This window comes from Sphingomonadaceae bacterium OTU29LAMAA1 (assembly GCA_024072375.1).
Classification (GTDB): Bacteria; Pseudomonadota; Alphaproteobacteria; order Sphingomonadales; family Sphingomonadaceae; genus Sphingomonas.
In genome coordinates, this window is record CP099616.1 from 26,914 (window position 1) to 43,914 (window position 17,001).

12 protein-coding genes and 4 pseudogenes are annotated in these 17,001 nt (G+C 58.7%); 13 read left to right on the forward strand and 3 right to left on the reverse strand.

Going from position 1 to position 17,001, the window contains the following annotated elements; translation table 11 throughout:
* Positions 1-44: 44 nt before the first annotated feature.
* The 5 genes and pseudogenes from NF699_00115 to NF699_00135 all read left to right on the forward strand — a co-directional run bounded on the left by NF699_00115 (position 45) and on the right by NF699_00135 (position 5,151).
* Positions 45-287, forward strand: a pseudogene (locus NF699_00115) (GDP-mannose 4,6-dehydratase).
* A 121-nt stretch (positions 288-408) separates the two neighbouring features.
* Positions 409-1,557, forward strand: coding sequence for a UDP-N-acetylglucosamine 2-epimerase (non-hydrolyzing) (wecB, locus tag NF699_00120; protein USU03400.1), 1,149 nt, complete (start codon positions 409-411; stop codon positions 1,555-1,557).
* Positions 1,554-2,912 carry an oligosaccharide flippase family protein gene (locus tag NF699_00125; protein USU03401.1) on the forward strand — a complete coding sequence of 453 codons (1,359 nt, stop codon included), beginning with the start codon at positions 1,554-1,556 and terminating at the stop codon, positions 2,910-2,912. Before wecB ends, NF699_00125 begins: the two co-directional genes overlap by 4 nt.
* Positions 2,913-2,927: 15 nt before the next feature.
* Positions 2,928-4,841, forward strand: a complete 1,914-nt coding sequence (locus tag NF699_00130) for a polysaccharide biosynthesis protein (GenBank protein USU03402.1) — start codon at positions 2,928-2,930, stop codon at positions 4,839-4,841.
* Between the two features lie 81 nt (positions 4,842-4,922).
* Positions 4,923-5,151 (forward strand): annotated as a pseudogene (locus NF699_00135) (hypothetical protein).
* Positions 5,152-5,155: 4 nt separating this feature from the next.
* Here NF699_00135 and NF699_00140 read toward each other — a convergent pair.
* Both NF699_00140 and NF699_00145 read right to left on the reverse strand, forming a co-directional pair.
* Positions 5,156-5,373, reverse strand: a pseudogene (locus NF699_00140) (IS630 family transposase).
* Between the two features lie 256 nt (positions 5,374-5,629).
* Complete coding sequence (locus NF699_00145) at positions 5,630-6,754, reverse strand: glycosyltransferase (protein ID USU03403.1); 1,125 nt, start codon at positions 6,752-6,754, stop codon at positions 5,630-5,632.
* A 292-nt stretch (positions 6,755-7,046) separates the two neighbouring features.
* On the opposite strand from NF699_00145, the gene NF699_00150 reads away from it, so the two are divergent.
* The 8 genes from NF699_00150 (at position 7,047) to NF699_00185 (ending at position 16,496) form a co-directional block, all read left to right on the forward strand.
* Positions 7,047-8,276, forward strand: a complete 1,230-nt coding sequence (locus tag NF699_00150; GenBank protein USU03404.1) for a hypothetical protein — start codon at positions 7,047-7,049, stop codon at positions 8,274-8,276.
* Positions 8,273-9,409 (forward strand): glycosyltransferase family 4 protein, encoded by a 1,137-nt coding sequence (locus tag NF699_00155; protein ID USU03405.1) that lies wholly within the window; start codon positions 8,273-8,275, stop codon positions 9,407-9,409. Before NF699_00150 ends, NF699_00155 begins: the two co-directional genes overlap by 4 nt.
* Positions 9,406-10,293: an NAD-dependent epimerase/dehydratase gene (locus NF699_00160; GenBank protein ID USU03406.1), complete on the forward strand. Its 888-nt coding sequence runs from the start codon at positions 9,406-9,408 to the stop codon at positions 10,291-10,293. The genes NF699_00155 and NF699_00160 overlap by 4 nt, the downstream gene beginning before the upstream one ends.
* Positions 10,280-10,891, forward strand: coding sequence for a sugar transferase (locus NF699_00165; protein USU03346.1), 612 nt, complete (start codon positions 10,280-10,282; stop codon positions 10,889-10,891). Before NF699_00160 ends, NF699_00165 begins: the two co-directional genes overlap by 14 nt.
* Positions 10,892-10,994: 103 nt before the next feature.
* Positions 10,995-12,296, forward strand: coding sequence for an O-antigen ligase family protein (locus NF699_00170; protein ID USU03347.1), 1,302 nt, complete (start codon positions 10,995-10,997; stop codon positions 12,294-12,296).
* 37 nt (positions 12,297-12,333) lie between these two features.
* The gene (locus NF699_00175) at positions 12,334-13,044 is read left to right on the forward strand and encodes a polysaccharide export protein (protein USU03348.1); all 711 of its coding nucleotides are present in this window, start codon (positions 12,334-12,336) and stop codon (positions 13,042-13,044) included.
* A gap of 14 nt (positions 13,045-13,058) precedes the next feature.
* Entirely contained in the window at positions 13,059-15,263 is a 2,205-nt protein-coding gene (locus NF699_00180) for a polysaccharide biosynthesis tyrosine autokinase (GenBank protein USU03349.1), read from the forward strand.
* Between the two features lie 108 nt (positions 15,264-15,371).
* Positions 15,372-16,496 (forward strand): hypothetical protein, encoded by a 1,125-nt coding sequence (locus tag NF699_00185; protein ID USU03350.1) that lies wholly within the window; start codon positions 15,372-15,374, stop codon positions 16,494-16,496.
* 108 nt (positions 16,497-16,604) lie between these two features.
* On the opposite strand, the pseudogene NF699_00190 reads toward NF699_00185, so the two are convergent.
* Positions 16,605-16,991 (reverse strand): annotated as a pseudogene (locus NF699_00190) (integrase core domain-containing protein).
* Positions 16,992-17,001: the final 10 nt, after the last annotated feature.

The window sequence follows — 17,001 nt, forward strand, 5'->3', positions numbered from 1 at the left end:
ATATTTCAGGTTGGCAAAGCATGAAGGAAGGTGAAGGTCGCTCTCTGCGCCCGCGTGCCGACGGTAAGCCCTATACGGATCAGATCACCTCGGTCGCCGACCGCCCCGGCCACGACAAGCGCTATGCGATCGACGCCGCGCGGATCGGTGACGAACTCGGCTGGACGCCCGCCGAGACGTTCGAGACGGGGATCGAGAAGACGGTGCGCTGGTATCTCGACAACGAGGCGTGGTGGCGTCCGCTGGTCGCCGCCAAGGCGGCCGAACGGCGTGGCATCGTGGCGTAGATGCGTCGACCTGTAGACATGTCGATCACCAGTGATATATGGTTTGGAATTTATCGGATAGCGTAGCTAGTACTCTGAGAAATTTGACTTCCAATATTTTCTAAAAGCGCTGGGATTCCAAATGTCTAATACTATTAGAGTTCTATCTGTTTTTGGGACAAGGCCAGAAGCGGTTAAAATGGCGCGTCTTGTCAAGACACTACAAGCGTCGGAGCGATTTGATGCAAGGGTTTGTGTGACTGCTCAACATCGCGAGATGCTAGATCAAGTTCTTGATCTGTTTTCCGTTGTTCCAGACTATGATCTGAATGTCATGACTGCCGGTCAGACGCTGGACGGCATTGCATCTCGGATCATATCGGGTCTCGGATCCGTGCTATCCGAATTTGCTCCAGATCTAGTTTTGGTACACGGTGATACAACAACTACTTTAGCGACAAGCATAGCGTCTCTTCATGCTCAAATTCCGATAGGTCATGTCGAGGCTGGATTGCGGACCGGTAATATCTTATCGCCTTGGCCGGAAGAGGCTAATCGTCGCGTTACGGGCGTGCTAGCGACACTACATTTCTCGCCGACATCGGCGACCCGTGATAATTTGGTTCGGGAAAACGTTGCAAACGATAGTATATATGTAACAGGCAACACAGTTATCGATTCGCTATTTTATATCGTTGACCTGCTGGAGCGTGGCGAGATCGCGCCGACCTACCCAACGTTGTCGGCAATTGAGGATCGCCGCATAATCCTCGTTACCGGACATCGACGAGAGAGCTTTGGCGGCGGGTTCGATCGGATCTGCGACGCCTTGTCGAAAATCGCACGGCGCCCGGATATCGCCATAGTCTATCCGGTCCACCTCAACCCGAAGGTCAAGGGACCAGTGATGGAGAAGCTGGGTGGACTGAAAAATGTAGTGTTGCTGCCGCCGCAAGATTATCCCAGTTTCGTCGATTTAATGAGGCGAGCGACAATCATCCTAACCGACTCTGGCGGTGTGCAAGAGGAAGGCCCTTCGCTTGGAAAGCCCGTCCTCGTCATGCGGGACAACACGGAGCGACCTGAGGCAGTCGCTGCCGGGACAGTTCGTCTTGTCGGCACGGACGTCAAGACCATCGTCGGGGCTGTCGACGAGCTTCTTGATGACAAAACCGCTTACGATCGTATGAGTTTGGCGCACAATCCTTATGGTGACGGCAAGGCTGTCGGCCGGATAATTCACGCGATCGAGGAATGGGCTGATGCGCGTATGAAAGCAGGGACCGCGTGACCAGCCCAAATTGGCGGTCGGTTGCTAGCCGGCTGCCGGCCTTCGTGCAGGCAGGGGGCGGCAGCAGCATGATCCGCGGAGGTGTTGCGGCCATGATCTTGAAAGCTGGTTACGTTATCGCTCAATTTGGTGTCGGCGTTGTGCTCGCTCGCGCACTCGGCCCAGCGGCACTCGGCACCTATGCATTCATTGTCGCGGTCGTCCAAGTTCTGGTAATTTTAGGCCAGTGGGGAATTCCCACCTTGTTGGTCAGACGGCTGGCGGTCGATCTTCAGACCGGCCATCTCGTTGAAACTAAAGGCCGCATCGCTAGCGCCTTGATCGTGGTGGCGATGACATCGTTCCTGGTAAGCGCGGGATGGGCTTTGATTTCCGGCCTGACCGGATCGAGCCGATCGGACATGGGGGGGCTAGTTATAGTCCTGGTCATAGCAGTGGCGCTCGGCAGCGTGATCGGGGGTGCCCTACGCGGGCTTGGGTCCGTCTCGTTCAGCCTTATGGCGGACGAGACGCTGCGGCCATGGTTTCTGCTCGGCTTTATCGGTGTCTCAATGGCGTTCGGCGCCGCGCTCGATCCACGCGCGGCCTTGGCCATTCATGCCGTCGCCGCGGTTTCGGCGTTGGTCATTTCGGCCATGCTATTGAGGCATAACATGCCCAATTGCGTGGAGCAGGAGGCGATCGTCTGGCAGATCCCGGCTTCTTTACGCTTGGGGCTGCCGTTTCTCCTGTTGGCCGGTGCCCAGACCGTGGGGTACCAGACGGATACGATCCTGTTGGGGATCCTGACACCCGGCACTCCCGTCGGCCTTTATAGAACGGCTGCGCAGGTCGCAGAAAGCGTCAGCGTCCTGTTGTTTGCGATTTCGACCGTGATCGGACCCCATCTAGCCCGCGCGGAGGGCGATCCCGACCGGCTCCGCGCAATCCTGATCGATGCGCACAGGATTGGTCTCGCACTGATGGCACCGATGATGTTGGTCGTGCTGTTCGCTGGCGACTGGGTTGTCACTACGATGTTCGGTTCCGACTATATTTCCGCTATTCCCGCAATGCATATTTTAGTGTTGGGAAAAATGCTGTACGCAACGACTGGTTTTGTCGGACTGGCACTAGGGATGATCGGTCGGGCGTGGCAGGCGGCCGGGATTGCGGCGGCTGTAATCCTACTTAATGTGGTGCTCGATCTCGTCCTTATTCCGCGGCTCGGCATCGAGGGGGCCGCGATCGCCGATACGTCGAGTAACTTCATGGTGAATCTTGCCGGTGCGCTTTATCTGCGTCACCTCTTGGGGGGGCGGGGGGTCTCCGCGATCGCCGTAAAATCGAAGAAGCGAAACGCTTCTTCTGCCTGAAAGTAGAGAACGGACGTGAAAAGATCATTCGACGTTGGGTTGCAGCGAATTGACGATCTTCATGTAGCAATGAAGGGGGGGCTAAAGAGGTTAGCCGATGCTACTTTTGTTACGATTAGTTTTATTATAGCGATGTATCTTCGTCTCGATACCAATACCTTCGCAGAGTATCGTGGCACCTTTTTTCTATTGATAGTCCTTATACCCGTAGCTTTGTTGTCTTTTCATAAGATGGGTCTTTACAGGACGGTATTTCGATATGTAAGTGTCTCGGAAGTTCGTTCCATCGCGATCGCTATATGTATTTCCGCAGTATCCCTGCCAATCTGTGCGTGGTTGCTGACGGTTTCGTTGCCACGGTCAGTGCCATTGATATACGGCCTGACCGCGTTCTTGATCGTTGCGGGCAGTCGATATTTCACGAGGTCGTTGATACTTTGGCAGCAAGCGTCGAACAAGGTGCCGGTCATTATCTATGGTGCGGGCCAATCGGGACGGCAGCTTGCTGGGTCGTTACGCGAAGGACCGGACTATGCCCCCATCGCTTTCGTCGACGATGATCCGCGCATGCACATGCGCACCATCGCCGGCAGCATCGTTTATCCTAGCGACAGGATCGGGGAACTGGCGGCGCGGCGCGGCGCGAAAATTGTTCTGCTGGCGATGCCGAGCATAAGTGCATCGAACAAGGCCGCTATTCTCAAGCGCTTGGAACCACTGCCCCTGCACATCCAGACCATGCCTGGCATGGCTGACATTGTCGCCGGTCGCGCCAAGCTCAATGACATTGCCGAAATATCTACTGAAGACCTGCTGGGTCGCGATGCGGTATCCCCCCTCGACGACCTGTTGGTAGCCAGCCTTGATGGCCATGCGATCATGATAACCGGCGCTGGCGGGTCGATAGGGAGCGAATTATGTCGGCAGATCATCCGATTTTCCCCGTCGGTACTGGTGCTCTTCGATTCCTCAGAATTTGCACTTTATAGCATCGATCAGGATCTCCAACGACTTCTTGACGGAAAGCGGATTAAGATCGTAACCGCACTCGGATCGGTTCGCGATCGCGAACGGATGGAAGCGCTGATGCGGAGCCATGGTGTGACGACCGTATTCCACGCCGCTGCTTATAAGCATGTGCCTCTGGTCGAGCACAATGTTGTTGAAGGAATCCGCAACAATGTCTTCGGGACGATGGCCACATTGCAGGCCGCGATTGCCGCCGGGGTGACCAACTTCACCTTGATCTCGACTGACAAGGCAGTTCGGCCGCCCAATGTGATGGGGGCGTCGAAGCGTTTAGCTGAACTGATCTGCCAGGCCCATGCGGTCAGTTGTCCCGACATCCGGATCGCAATGGTGCGCTTCGGCAACGTCCTCGGCTCGTCTGGCTCGGTCATTCCTGCCTTCCGGCGACAGATCGACACCGGCGGGCCGATCACCGTGACCCATCGAGAAGTGACACGCTATTTCATGACAATCCCCGAGGCCGCGCAGCTGGTGGTCCAGGCCTCGGCTATTGCCGAGGGGGGGGATGTCTTTCTGCTCGATATGGGTGAGCCGGTTCGTATTGCCGAACTCGCCCAACGGCTTGCCAGACTGAGCGGATTTCAGCCGGTCATCGCGGGTGAGGCGGCTGCTCCCGACGATCCGCGCCCACTGATTGAAATCGTGTTTACTAGTCTGAGACCGGGCGAGAAGCTTTACGAAGAACTGCTTATCAGCGCCGACGCCCGTGGTACCGAGCATCCGCGTATTATGCGCGCTACGGAAGAATTTCTTCCGCTTGCGACCCTTGCCGATATCCTAGATCGGCTCGAACAGGCTTGTATCGAGGCGGATGAAACTGCAGTCCGCAACCTGCTGGTTGAAGCCAAGACTGGATATACCGGACTAAACCGTCGAGCTGAGGAAAGGCCGATGCGCTAAAATTCCTTCTCTGCGTCGCTCGCCGGCCGCTTCCTGACGCAATCATGATGTCGTCGATTTGGAGCGTCGACGGGCCGATTTGGCTTCGTCCGGGCAACATGGCGTCGACGGATCAACCGTGCCGGCCTCGATCGCCGGACACCTTCGAGTTCTGCGTACTGGCGGAATTGCGCGACCGGATGTAGGCCTGAGACATGTGGATCGAGGGCAGCCGACGCTACCGCGCAGTCGAGCAGCAGCTCATTCCGCGCCGCTCTTTGCCGCAATGCGTGCGGCGGGACCGTTGCCCGTACCGGTCAGCGATACCGCCGCACCACCGTCACGCCCAGCTCGCGACGCAGCTCGTCCAGCGTGATGTCGCGCCGCGCTTCGTGCAATGCTAGCGCCGTCTCCCAATGCACCTCGATCCGCCGCGACCGCGTGTTCCCGCCCTGCGGCTTGGCGGCATAGCCACAGCCCGGCAACTCATTCCTTCATCAACCGCAGCCATCGTTCGTGATATAAGGTCTATCGATAACGACTGCCCATCCATTCCGGCCTCACTCAGCCAGCACCGTGGATCAGATCAGCGCGTCCGTGTGAATCCCTATTTGGTCCAGGTCGGCCGAAAAATGCTCTATCCGGAAATTTTCACAAAAATAGACCAATCCGAAGGACTCAGGTCAATAGCCCCCGCTTTCGAAGCAGTGCAGCGTCCAGGCGAAGGTCAGAACGCTGGCGAGCATAAGGGCTTCGAAGTTCAGGGCTCCGGCCTTCGCCGGGGCACAAAGTGCGTCAGGCCGGCGGGATCAGATTATCGCTCCGCTTTCGATTGCCGCTGCGCTGTCGACATACTGGACATCGATAACGGTCGAGACATAATTGGCATAATTTCTGTCCCACAGCGCACGTGCGCGTGCTCCCGCGGTGACGATTGCAGCGTGGTCGTCAACGAGATCTCCCAAACAGGCTTCGATTGATGCGGCGCCGTCGTCAACTGCCCAGCCCGTCTCATGCTGTCTTACTCGGTTGCCGGGCGGGGTGCTTCGTGTTGTAAGTAGCGGACGACCGAGAATAAGGTGTTCGTAATATTTGTTCGGTGCGGCATAGCGATGATTTGGAACTGAGAGATAATATAGACCAAGCAGGATGTGGCATCGAGCCATGAGGGCCATGCCGTCATGATGCTCGACAGGCCCGAAGAATACGATGCGATCGCAAGCGTTGGCGGCTTGTCGGACCGTCTGTTCCAGCGCCCCTGTCCCTGCAATCAGCAGGCGATAGCGATCGTCGCCTGCGACCAAGGTTAAAACATCCTCCAATCCGCGATGCCGCGTTTCCAGATTTCCCAGATATCCCAGGACAATTGGCCTTCCTGGAACTAGGTCCGGCATGAGGGTCTGCGACCAGTCAGTTGCGGGCACATTCTCGACAACCATCACATCGACATCGTCGGCGATACCATGCTGTCGCCGACGACCGGCATCGGCGATGATCGTCAGCGCAGCGCGCTTCGCCAGCCATCCCTCTATCCGCCGGGCGGCTGTGGCGACGACGCCATGCATGCTCCGGGAATCGGGATAACTGTCGTAGATGTCGAAAATGAACGGAATACCTAGTAGGAAGCAACAGCAGCCGGCGGTAAGCGCGCAGTCCAAATCGATTGCTTGCACGCTGGTCAGAGAGCGGCGGTATCGCCAGATAGTTCGCGCGATATGGAGGTTCCACATCGCCAGTCCGACGGCATTCCGCCATCGCGCACCGATCGGCGCGGCGTGGCAGAATGGAACGCGGAAAGGATCGTTTGTCGGAGGCTCATCGCGACGATGCCAGTATGTGATAAAATAAGGCCGGCTGCGCTGACGCAGCGCGGAAATGAAGCGACGCAGCCGCGCGTCGGTATCGACGTCGATCGAACGAACAAACAGCCTCATGCGAACACCTGCTTGTCGATGGCGCTAGAGAGCACCTCTCGGGACGACGGGAGAGTGCTCGGCTTTTGTCCCTTGCAGCGACGATTGTCAATCTGTAGGCAACGCGGCATTCGCCTAGGCCTGTTCAGGATCAGGTGTCGCAACGGTATGTTGATCCGATACCGCTAGTTAGAGCAGCGTCGACATGACTTCGTACGTGACTTGGGTATTATTAGGAACGATTTACTGTTCTTTGTCAATTGTATATTTGTTTTTGAAAGGCCCATTTCGACCAACTCAATATATTGTTGTCGTGGCAATGTATAGCTTCTGTGTGCGACCGATCGCCAGCGAATTGTGTGATACGTTTCGGCCGTTCTATCTCTACACCGATGATCTTTACGCGCAGGGTGCCGTCGTCGGAATCGTCTGCCTTTGTCTCTATACGACGGGTCTGATGCTTGGTCTGCGGGCCGTCGCGCGGCCGCGGACCATCGACTTTCCATGGCTGCGCGACGTCGCGACGCTGGCGCTGGTCAGCTGCATCCTGCTCGATGCCGCAGCCCTTGCGATCTACGGTGCGATCTTCCTACCAGGCGAACGCGAGGCGGGGCTTAGCATTACCGCGCCTGGTAGTCAGATTTTTTTCGCGCTGGTCAGTGTGATGACGCTGATTGGGACCGCGATCACCGTGTTCGGAGCGACGTCGGATCGGGTGCAGGTATCGACCGTCAGCACCGGCATAAGGTTCTTCCTATTCTTTTTACTCAGTATGATCTTCATCCAGCGCGGGGCGCTGTTGAGCGGAATCGTGCTGGGGCTTTTCATGTCCAGCATATATTCCAAGACCTTCTATCTTAAAAATATCTGGCGCAGCCTCACGGCGTTGGGCGGCGTGCTCTTCATCGCGTTTCAGGGGCGCGTCTTCATCAGTCACGTCATCGCGCTGATGACGGGGAAGCCAGTGGTGGAAGACGTCGGGGTCTGGCGGGACACGCTAGCGTGTCGGATCGCCAATCAAGGATCGCAAGAGCACGATCAGGTCTGGCCAACCGTGTTTCAGTACCTCTCGATTCACGGGCCGGACTATTACTTCAATCTAGTTGCATCGTTGGCGCGGCCGTTTCTTAGCTCCGCGCAGCGCGCAGGGCTAGGTTTCCTGACCTCGGTCGATAATCTCAACATTTACAATAATGCCAGCGTCTATCTGACCTCAAACTTCGGATTTTCAATTTCACCGTTCCAGTATCATTATTATTCTGCCGGCATTTTTGCGCTGCCGATTGCGCTGGCGCTCGGGTTTTTTTCGTCGCAAACAGAAAATGCAATGGCGAGATATCCGATGACGGCCCATGGATTCGTGTTCTTCGTCTTTCTCTATCAGCTGCTGCTGCTGCTTAACGGTGCCTTCGACGAGCAGTTGCGCTGGTCGGTGCTATCGTGCGTCCTAGTGTTTATGCTGGCGAGGGTGATGCGGCTTATCCGACGGGGGCGGGGATTGCGGGTAGAGGACGAAAGCACAGCTGAGGAGCGGCCAGCATGAAAAAGCGGCGCGATCATGTTCTCATCATTGGCTCGGATGCGATGATGATGTACAAGTTTCACTACGCGCTCATTAGTGAGCTGCTTTCGTCGGGTCGGCGCATCACGATCGCCGCTCCTCCCTCGGTTGAAGGCGATGCCTTCATCCTGCAATTGGTCGCGCGTGGCGCAGCCCATGCTGAACTGCCGCTGTCGCGCAACGGACTCAACCCGATCGGCGATGCCGGCGGATTTCTCGCCATGTTTAGACTGATGCGCATCACGCGCCCCGATGCGGTGCTCGTCTATACGGTAAAGCCGGTGATCTATGGCCTGCTGGCAGCGTGGCTCGCTGGCGTACCGCGGCGCGTGGCGCTGATTACCGGGCTGGGATATGCGTTTACTGGCAAGGCGGCGGGGCGGCGGCGGGCGATCCAGCTGATCGTGTCTAACCTGTACCGTCAAGCCTTGCGGCATGCCTCAATTGTTCTGTTCCAGAATGCCGACGATGAGAAGAAGATGCGCGCCGCTGGGATTCTGCGTGCCTCAACGCCCTCGCAGGTGGTCGATGGGTGCGGCGTTGATGTCGACTATTATGTGCAGGCGCCGCTGCCGCCCTGGCCAATGCGGTTCCTAATGATTGCGCGGGTGATCGCCGACAAGGGTGTGCGCGAGTTCGTCGAGGCGGCGCGGATCGTGCGCGCCCGGCATCCAGACGTGGTATTTCGCTTGGTCGGCGGCTTAGACAGCAATCCTGGAGCGATCACGGCGGCCGAGATCGAGCGCTGGGTTGAGGAGGGCGCGATCGTTTGGAACGGTCCGGTCAATGACGTCGTCGGCGCGTTGGCAGATAGCCATGTCTTCGTCTTGCCCAGCTACCGCGAAGGGCTGCCGCAATCGACCATCGAGGCGTTGGCATCGGGCCGGGCGATTGTCACCACCGACGTGCCCGGCTGCCGCGAGACGGTGATCGATAACGAGACCGGGTTTCTGATCCCTCCGCAGTCGGCAAAGGCGCTGGCCGAGGCATGTCTGCGCTTTGTTGACGCGCCCGAACTCATGACGCAATTTGGACGAGCGGCGCGGCACGTTGCCGAAACCCGGTTCAGCACGCAGCGGATCAACGCAATCGTCATCGGTCTGATCGACGCATGACCGGGGATCTAGTCGTGATCGGCGCTGGTGGCCGGGTTGGGAGATTGCTGCGCTTGGCGGCGGAGCATGTGCCGCCGCGGACTCGGCGCTGGTGGTCGGGGCGAGGGGGCAACGCTGATACACGACCCGACGGGTTCCGTTGGTCGCTCGACGAGGGGGGGGATGCACTGGCGGCGTTAACCAAGCGGATCGATGCCTCTCCTGCCTTGCTAATGCTGGCGGGTGCGACCACCGGATCGGGCGCCGATCTGGCGATGAACGTCACCTTGGCTACCGCTTGTCTAGAGGCTGCCGCGGCTAGCGGGAGCCGGCGGGTTCTGCTGGCGTCTTCATCGGCGGTTTATGGCGATCCCGGCTCTGCACCGATCACCGAGATGACTGCGCCGCGCGATCCGAACCCCTACGGCCTGGCGAAGCTGGCAATGGAGGCCGCGGCCCTGCCCTGGCGGGATCGCGGTATCGAGGTCTGCTGCCTGCGCATCGGCAATGTCCTGGGTGCTGATGCGCTGATGCGGGCCGCGGCAACCGCGACACTCGAAGCGCCGCTCTGCCTCGATCGGTTTGCCGACGGCGATGGACCGCGGCGATCCTATATCGGCCCGGCAACGCTACTGCGCGTGGTCGAGGCGCTGGCGACATGCCCCGAGACGCTGCCGCCGGTGCTCAATATCGCTGCCCCCGTCCCCATCGGTATGGCCGATCTGGCGCGCGCGGCGGACATACCTTGGCGCTGGCAGCCTGCACCTGAAACGGCACGGCAGGATATCGTCTTGTCGTGCACTCTCCTAAAATGCATGTTCGATTTCGGCCCGGCGGATCATGATCCCAGCGAAATTCTCGGACAACTTCGGACTATTTCGGAACCCGCCCATGCCATTTTCTAAGCGATTTTTCGACATCGTAGTCAGCGCCTTACTACTCCTAATTTTGACGCCGGTGATCGCGCTCGTCGCGATCCTGATTCTAGTCCTTGACGGCAAGCCAGTTTTTTATCTGTCGGAGCGGATGCACGCGCCGGGGGTACCGTTCCGGCTCATCAAATTTCGCACGATGACCGTCGTCGAAGGCGACACTGGCGTATCGGGCGGGGACAAATCGCAGCGCGTGACCCGCACCGGCGCGCGGTTGCGTCAGACCCGGCTTGACGAACTGCCGCAACTCGTCAACGTGTTGCTTGGTGATATGAGTCTGGTCGGCCCACGACCGCCGCTGCGGCAATATGCCGATCGATTCCCCGCACTCTATGCCGATGTGCTGCGCTCGTCACCCGGGATTACCGGCCTAGCGTCTCTCCACTATCACCGCCACGAGGAAATGCTGCTCGGCAAATGTCGCGATTCCGCAGAAACTGATCTTGTCTATTGCCGTGACTGCATCCCACGCAAGGCGCGGCTTGACCTCATCTACCAAGCGCATCAATCACTTTGCTTCGACGTCGCGATCATCACGCGCACTGTGCTGCACAAGCTGGCCGGGCGATAGGCCGCGCGGCGTCGTCCGCATCTAAATCGGTATCGAAATGTTTATCAGACAATCCCGTCCCCCGTTTCGACCCAGCCTAGCCTTCGTCACACTGGGGTTGCTAATGGCAGTTTTGTGGCTGGCCGGCGGCGCCTCGCGCGGCAATGCCGCGGGACAGATCGTCGTGCGGGCGGCGGCGTTTCTTGCGTTGATCGTGATGGCGATGTTCGGTCGGCGCGCGCCCACCGTATCGGCTCGCCCGATCTGGGGAGCGCTGGTCGCCTCGATCGCACTTGCCGTGCTTCAGTTGCTGCCGTTACCGGCGGGGTTGGCGCACCTGCTGCCCGGGCGGGTCGCCATTGGTACCCCGATCGGCGTAGAGGTGCGAAGCTGGTCAATCGTGCCCGGAGCGACCCTCAACGCGCTCTTCGCGCTCGTTGTGCCTGTCGCCGTCCTGGTCCTTGTGACTCGGTTGGACGAACGAGAGAGGGGATGGCTGCCGTGGATCGTCCTAGTGATGACCGTCGCATCGATTTTCGTCGGCCTGCTGCAATTTTCAGGCGTGGCGTTCGATAATCCCCTCATCAACGACAGTCCGGGTGCGGTTAGCGGGACATTCTCGAACCGCAACCACTTTGCGCTGTTCTTGGCGCTCGGGTGCTTGGCAGTGCCGGTTTGCTTATTCACGCAGCGACACTCGCTGCGTTGGCGAGGCCCGGTCGGGCTTGGTCTGCTGCTGCTGTTCACACTGACGATCCTAGCCAGTGGGTCACGCGCGGGCCTGATCGCGGGTGGACTGGCCATCGGGATTGTCGCCTTGCTATCGTGGCATGGGGTGCGGCGCAATCTGCGGGGCAGACCACGCTGGGTGTTTCCTGCTGTCGTCGCTGCCGCCGCTTCGGTCTTCGCGCTATTCATCGTTATCAGCCTCGCGGCGGGTCGGGCGGTTTCGATCGACCGCAGCCTGTCGGTCGATATCGAACAGGACATGCGTAGTCGCGCCTTACCGACCGTATGGACGATGGTCCGCGACACGTTTCCGGCTGGCAACGGATTGGGAAGCTTCGATTCGATGTTTCGTAGGCATGAACCCGAGACGCTGCTGAAGCCGAGCTGGTTTAACCAGGCTCATAACGACATTATGGACGTGGCGCTGAGTGCGGGCCTTCCCGGGCTGCTACTCCTGGCGACGGCGCTAATCTGGTGGGTGTGGGCTAGTATCGGGGTATGGCGCAACTTGGCGGACCGCCAGTATCAGCAGGCGCGGCTCGGGTCGGCGATGGTGTTGCTTGTTGTCATATCTAGTGTGTTTGACTATCCCGCTCGAACCCCGATGATGATGGCGATGATAGTGTTTGCCGGTTTCTGGCTCTCAAGCCGGGTGAAGGGGAACAATGTGTCGACTTTACCTGCACCGTGTCTATAGGTGGCTCCTCACAGTTTCCCGGAAATATTCTGAGCGCATGCGAACTATCGTCACCGTCCTTCTGGCTGTCGCTGCCCTGTCGGCATGCGCACGGCGCGAGCCACTCGTCTCCACCAGTCGGCTGACTGTCGTCCAGGACACCACAGTGCTGCCTGCCCCTGTCCGTCAGGATCTGATCGTGCCGGATCGGCCGACGCTAATTGGGCCGCTCGACACGATCCAAGTCGATGTCTTCAACGTACCCGACCTCAGCCGCGAGATGCAGGTTGATGCCAGCGGCCGCATTGCCATGCCGCTGGTCGGGACGATTGATGCGCGCGGCAAGACGGCACAGGAACTGGCGAAGGCAATCGAGGCGACGCTACGCGCGCGTTATATTCGTAATCCCGAAGTCACAATCAACATCAAAAATTCGGTCAGCCAAGTTGTGACAATCGATGGCCAAGTCGTTGAACCTGGACTCTATCCCGTCACCAACCAGATGACGTTGATGCGAGCAATAGCATCGGCCAAGGGATTAAGCGAATTTGCCCGCCTTGACGATGTCGTCATCCTGCGCACCGTTGAAGGGCATAACATGGCCGGACTGTACAATGTCGGTGCTATCAGACGGGGCACCTACGACGATCCCCCCATCTATGCCAACGACGTGATCGTCGTCGGTGATTCCCCGCAGCGGCGCCTGTTTCGTGACTTCGTCTCGGTGGCTCCTTTGCTTGCCGCGCCGCTCGTTGCGATCCTGCAGTAAGGCTAAGACCGCACATGAATCTGATTTCGCCCAATCTGACAGGCGGCGCAACGCTGGGAGCGTCTGCGGCTGCGAGCACGCCCGACCGCCCATCGATCATCCGGCAGTATTTGCGGATCGCTATGCGCCGGAAATACCTCATCCTCGGTGTCGCGGGCGTTTGCTTGTTGCTCGGTCTTATCTCGACGCTGCTGATGACGCCGCAATATACGGCGACGGCGACGGTCGAGATCGCGCGTGAAGCAAGCAAGGTTGCCGATTTTCAGGGCGTCGAACGAGAATCAAGCGCACTGGATCAGGAGTTCTATCAGACCCAATATGGCCTGCTGAAATCTCGCGCCCTGTCTGAACGGGTTGCGACCCGGTTGCAACTAGTTGACGATCCAAAATTCTTTAAACTGTTCAAGTACAAGGGAAAGCAGCCGGCGTTTCGAGTCGTCGACGGGCGATACCCGGCTTCTGAACGTACCGAACGGCAACGAGTTGCAGGTGAGATCTTGTTACGCGGCATTGTGGTTAACCCGATGCGTTTCTCGCGGCTGGTAGAAATCGCTTTCACCAGCGCGGAGCCGAGCTTTTCCACGCGCGTCGCCAACGCTTGGGCCGACAATTTCATCACCACCAACTTGGAGCGCAAGCTCCAGGCAACTTCCTATGGCCGCAATCTCCTGCAGCGTCAGCTAGCGCAGCAGAAGGACCGGCTTGACCAAAGTCAGCGCCAGCTCGTCGCCTATGCCTCGCAGCAACAGATTATTAACCTGCCGGCACAGGGTGGTGGATCGACCGGTACGACAACGGTCGAGCGGTCGATTGTCGCCGACGATCTCGCGGCGCTGAATGCAGCGCTGGCGCAGGCGACGACCGAACGGATCCAGGCAGAAGCTCGCTTCCAAGCTGCCGGTGCCTCGGGCGTTTCGACCGAAGCACTGCGGAATCAGGCGATCAATACTCTGCGCCAGCGTCGGGCGGAGGTGGCCGCCGAATATCAGCGGCTGATGGTGCAATTTGAGCCGCAATATCCCGCAGCTAAAGCGATACAGTCGCAGATCGATCAGCTCGACCGTTCTATCTCGCGCGAAGAAAGCCGGGTTTCGGGATCGATCCAGGCCGACTATCGTGAGGCGCAGCAGCGCGAGCGAGCGCTGCAGACACGCGTCAACGAACTTAAGGCGAGTTATCTCGATAACCGCCGACGTAGTATTCAATATAATATTTTCCAGCAAGAGGTCGATACCAATCGCGCGCTGTATGATGGCCTGTTGCAACGGTATAAGGAGATCGGCATTGCGGGCGGTATCGGTGTGAACAACATATCGGTTGTCGATATGGCGGATACACCCGTCCGCCCGTCGAGTCCGCGTCTGATGCTTAATCTGCTTGTCTCGTTTCTTGTCGGTCTTGGCCTCGGGGCGGTCGCCGCCTTCATACTCGAACAGATGGATGAGGCGATTGCCGATCCAGCAGAGGTCGAGCGCCGCCTTGGTCTCTCGCTTCTCGGTTCGGTGCCGAAGGTCATCGATGGGATCACGCCGCGCGACGAACTGCTCGACCGCAAATCGGACTTGGTTGATGCATATCTCGCGATCAGCACCAACCTCGGTTTTACAACCCAACACGGTGTGCCGCGGTCGTTCTCGGTCACCTCGACGCGACCATCCGAAGGTAAGTCGACGACCGCACTGGCGCTGGGCACAATGCTGGCTCGTGCTGGTAAGAGCGTAATTCTGATCGATGGTGACATGCGCTCGCCGTCCATCCATCATCTAGGCGGGGTCAACCACGACAAGGGGCTGAGCAATTTCTTGGTCGGTGACGACAATATCGATGCGCTGACATTCCCGATGAGCGATCTGGGGTTCATCGCTATGTCGGCCGGGCCAATCCCGCCGAACGCTGCCGAGCTGCTGACTGGCAATCGCCTCGATATTCTGATCGACCGTTTGTTTGAACGCTATGATCATATCGTGATCGACAGCCCGCCGGTAATGGGTCTCGCCGACGCACCTTTGATCGCGAGCCGAGTCGAGGGAGTTGTCTATGTGGTAGAATCGCACGGCATCCGCTCTAGTCTGGTCAAGACCGCTCTTGGCCGTCTTGCCGCAGCGAACGCGCGCATCTTTGGCGGCGTGCTTACCAAGTTTGAGGTGCGTAAGGCGGACTATGGCTACGGCTACGAATATGGCTACGGTTATGGTCGTCAGTACACTAAAAAGGCGTAAGTAGCAGCTTCGATGTCCCTTAGTCGTGATCTATCGTGTCGCTCACGAGCGGAATGGCTAGGGCGCCTCGCGCTGGTAGTGCTGGTGGCGGGTCTTGGCTATTGTGGTGTGACCTTCTCGATCGCGCAGGTGGTGGTTGAGGCCGATCCGGTGTTAGCCTATCGTCTCGTACCTTATGACGGTCGAATCACGGCGGCCTATGCGTCATCATTGGCTGCGAGGGAGGAGGTAGCGCCGCAGGGCCGTGCGCTGGCCGACGACTTGGCCAAGCGAGCGCTTTGGCAGGATCCGGTCGCGGTGGCGGCGGCTGTGACGCTTGGCATGAATGCCGATGCCCGTGGGGATACGGCCGCGGCGCGGCGGTATTTCGCTTATGCCCAGACGCTGTCGCGGCGTGACCTGTGGACCCAGCTGTTTATGATCGAGGATGCGGTGCAACGTGGGGACGTACCTGCCGCCCTACATCAGTATGACATCACGTTGCGGGTCTTCCCGAAAATGGGTGACCTTCTCTTCCCGGTGCTCGCATCAGCGAGTGGCAATCCTGAAATTCGCAACTCTCTGGTTAAGACGCTTGCTCGAAAGCCGCTTTGGAGTGACGGTTTCATCAGCTTCGCGGCTTGGAACAGCCCCGATCCTAAAGTCATGGCGGCGCTATTTGTTGATCTGGGCCGCAGTGATGTTGCTATTCCCGAGGCGGCTGCGGCGGGTGCGGTGAACACGCTGATTGCAGCCGGACAGCTGAGCGCTGCTTGGTCCCTTTATGCTGTAACACGGCCTGGTGCCGATCACCGCCGATCGCGTGATCCCAAGTTCGCAATAACAAATCAGCATCCCTCTCAACTCGACTGGACTCCGATCAACGACGGCGGCGTGACGACCGGTATTCGGGGCGGGGTGTTCGACTTTGCTGCACCAGCGAGTATCGGCGGAGCGCTGCTCCAGCAACTCCAGCTATTGCCCGCCGGAAGCTATCGCCTGATTGGCCACAGCACCGGGATTGAGCAAGCTCCAGAAGCTAGCCCCTACTGGACGTTGCGCTGTAAGGATGGACGCGAACTCGGGCGGATCGAAATCCCGAATTCCAAAGTTACCAAGGGCCGCTTTTTAGGAAACTTCAATGTTCCGACGGGATGCCCAATACAAATGCTGGTGCTGATGGCACGATCGTCGGACACTGTGACCGGTTTATCCGGCCAGATCGACCGGGTCGAGCTGGTGCCGGTGGATTAACAAACTGGCGATGCGTGTTCTGATCGTGAGCTTCGTCCTTGTACTAACCGCGGTGGAACCAGTGATGGCGCAGAAGCGGTCGCCAGTGTTGTTGGCCCCCTAAAGGCCTCACGGGACCTCGCGAGTTTGTGCGATGTACTCGCGGGGCAGATGATAACCCAGGGCGCGATGCGGATACAACTCGTTGTAGTGCGCCAGCCATCCTGGAAGTTGCTCAATGGCTGTCTGAGCGTCCGGCCTAGGGTTCACGCGGACATAGGCCCGCTTAAGGGTTTGGACGAACGCCTCGGCCATGCCGTTCGACTGCGGGCTGCTGACCGGAGTTGTCTGCGGCAGCAGGCCGATGTCACGGGCGAAGATGCGGATGTTGCGGGCGTTGTAGCAACTGCCGTTGTCGGTCAGCTACTCAATAGGTTTGGGGAGGCAATTCACGGGTCCGTAGCGGTGCTCGACGGTGGCAACCATCAGGTCCTGGACGTGCTCGGCGGTGATGCCGCCGCACGGA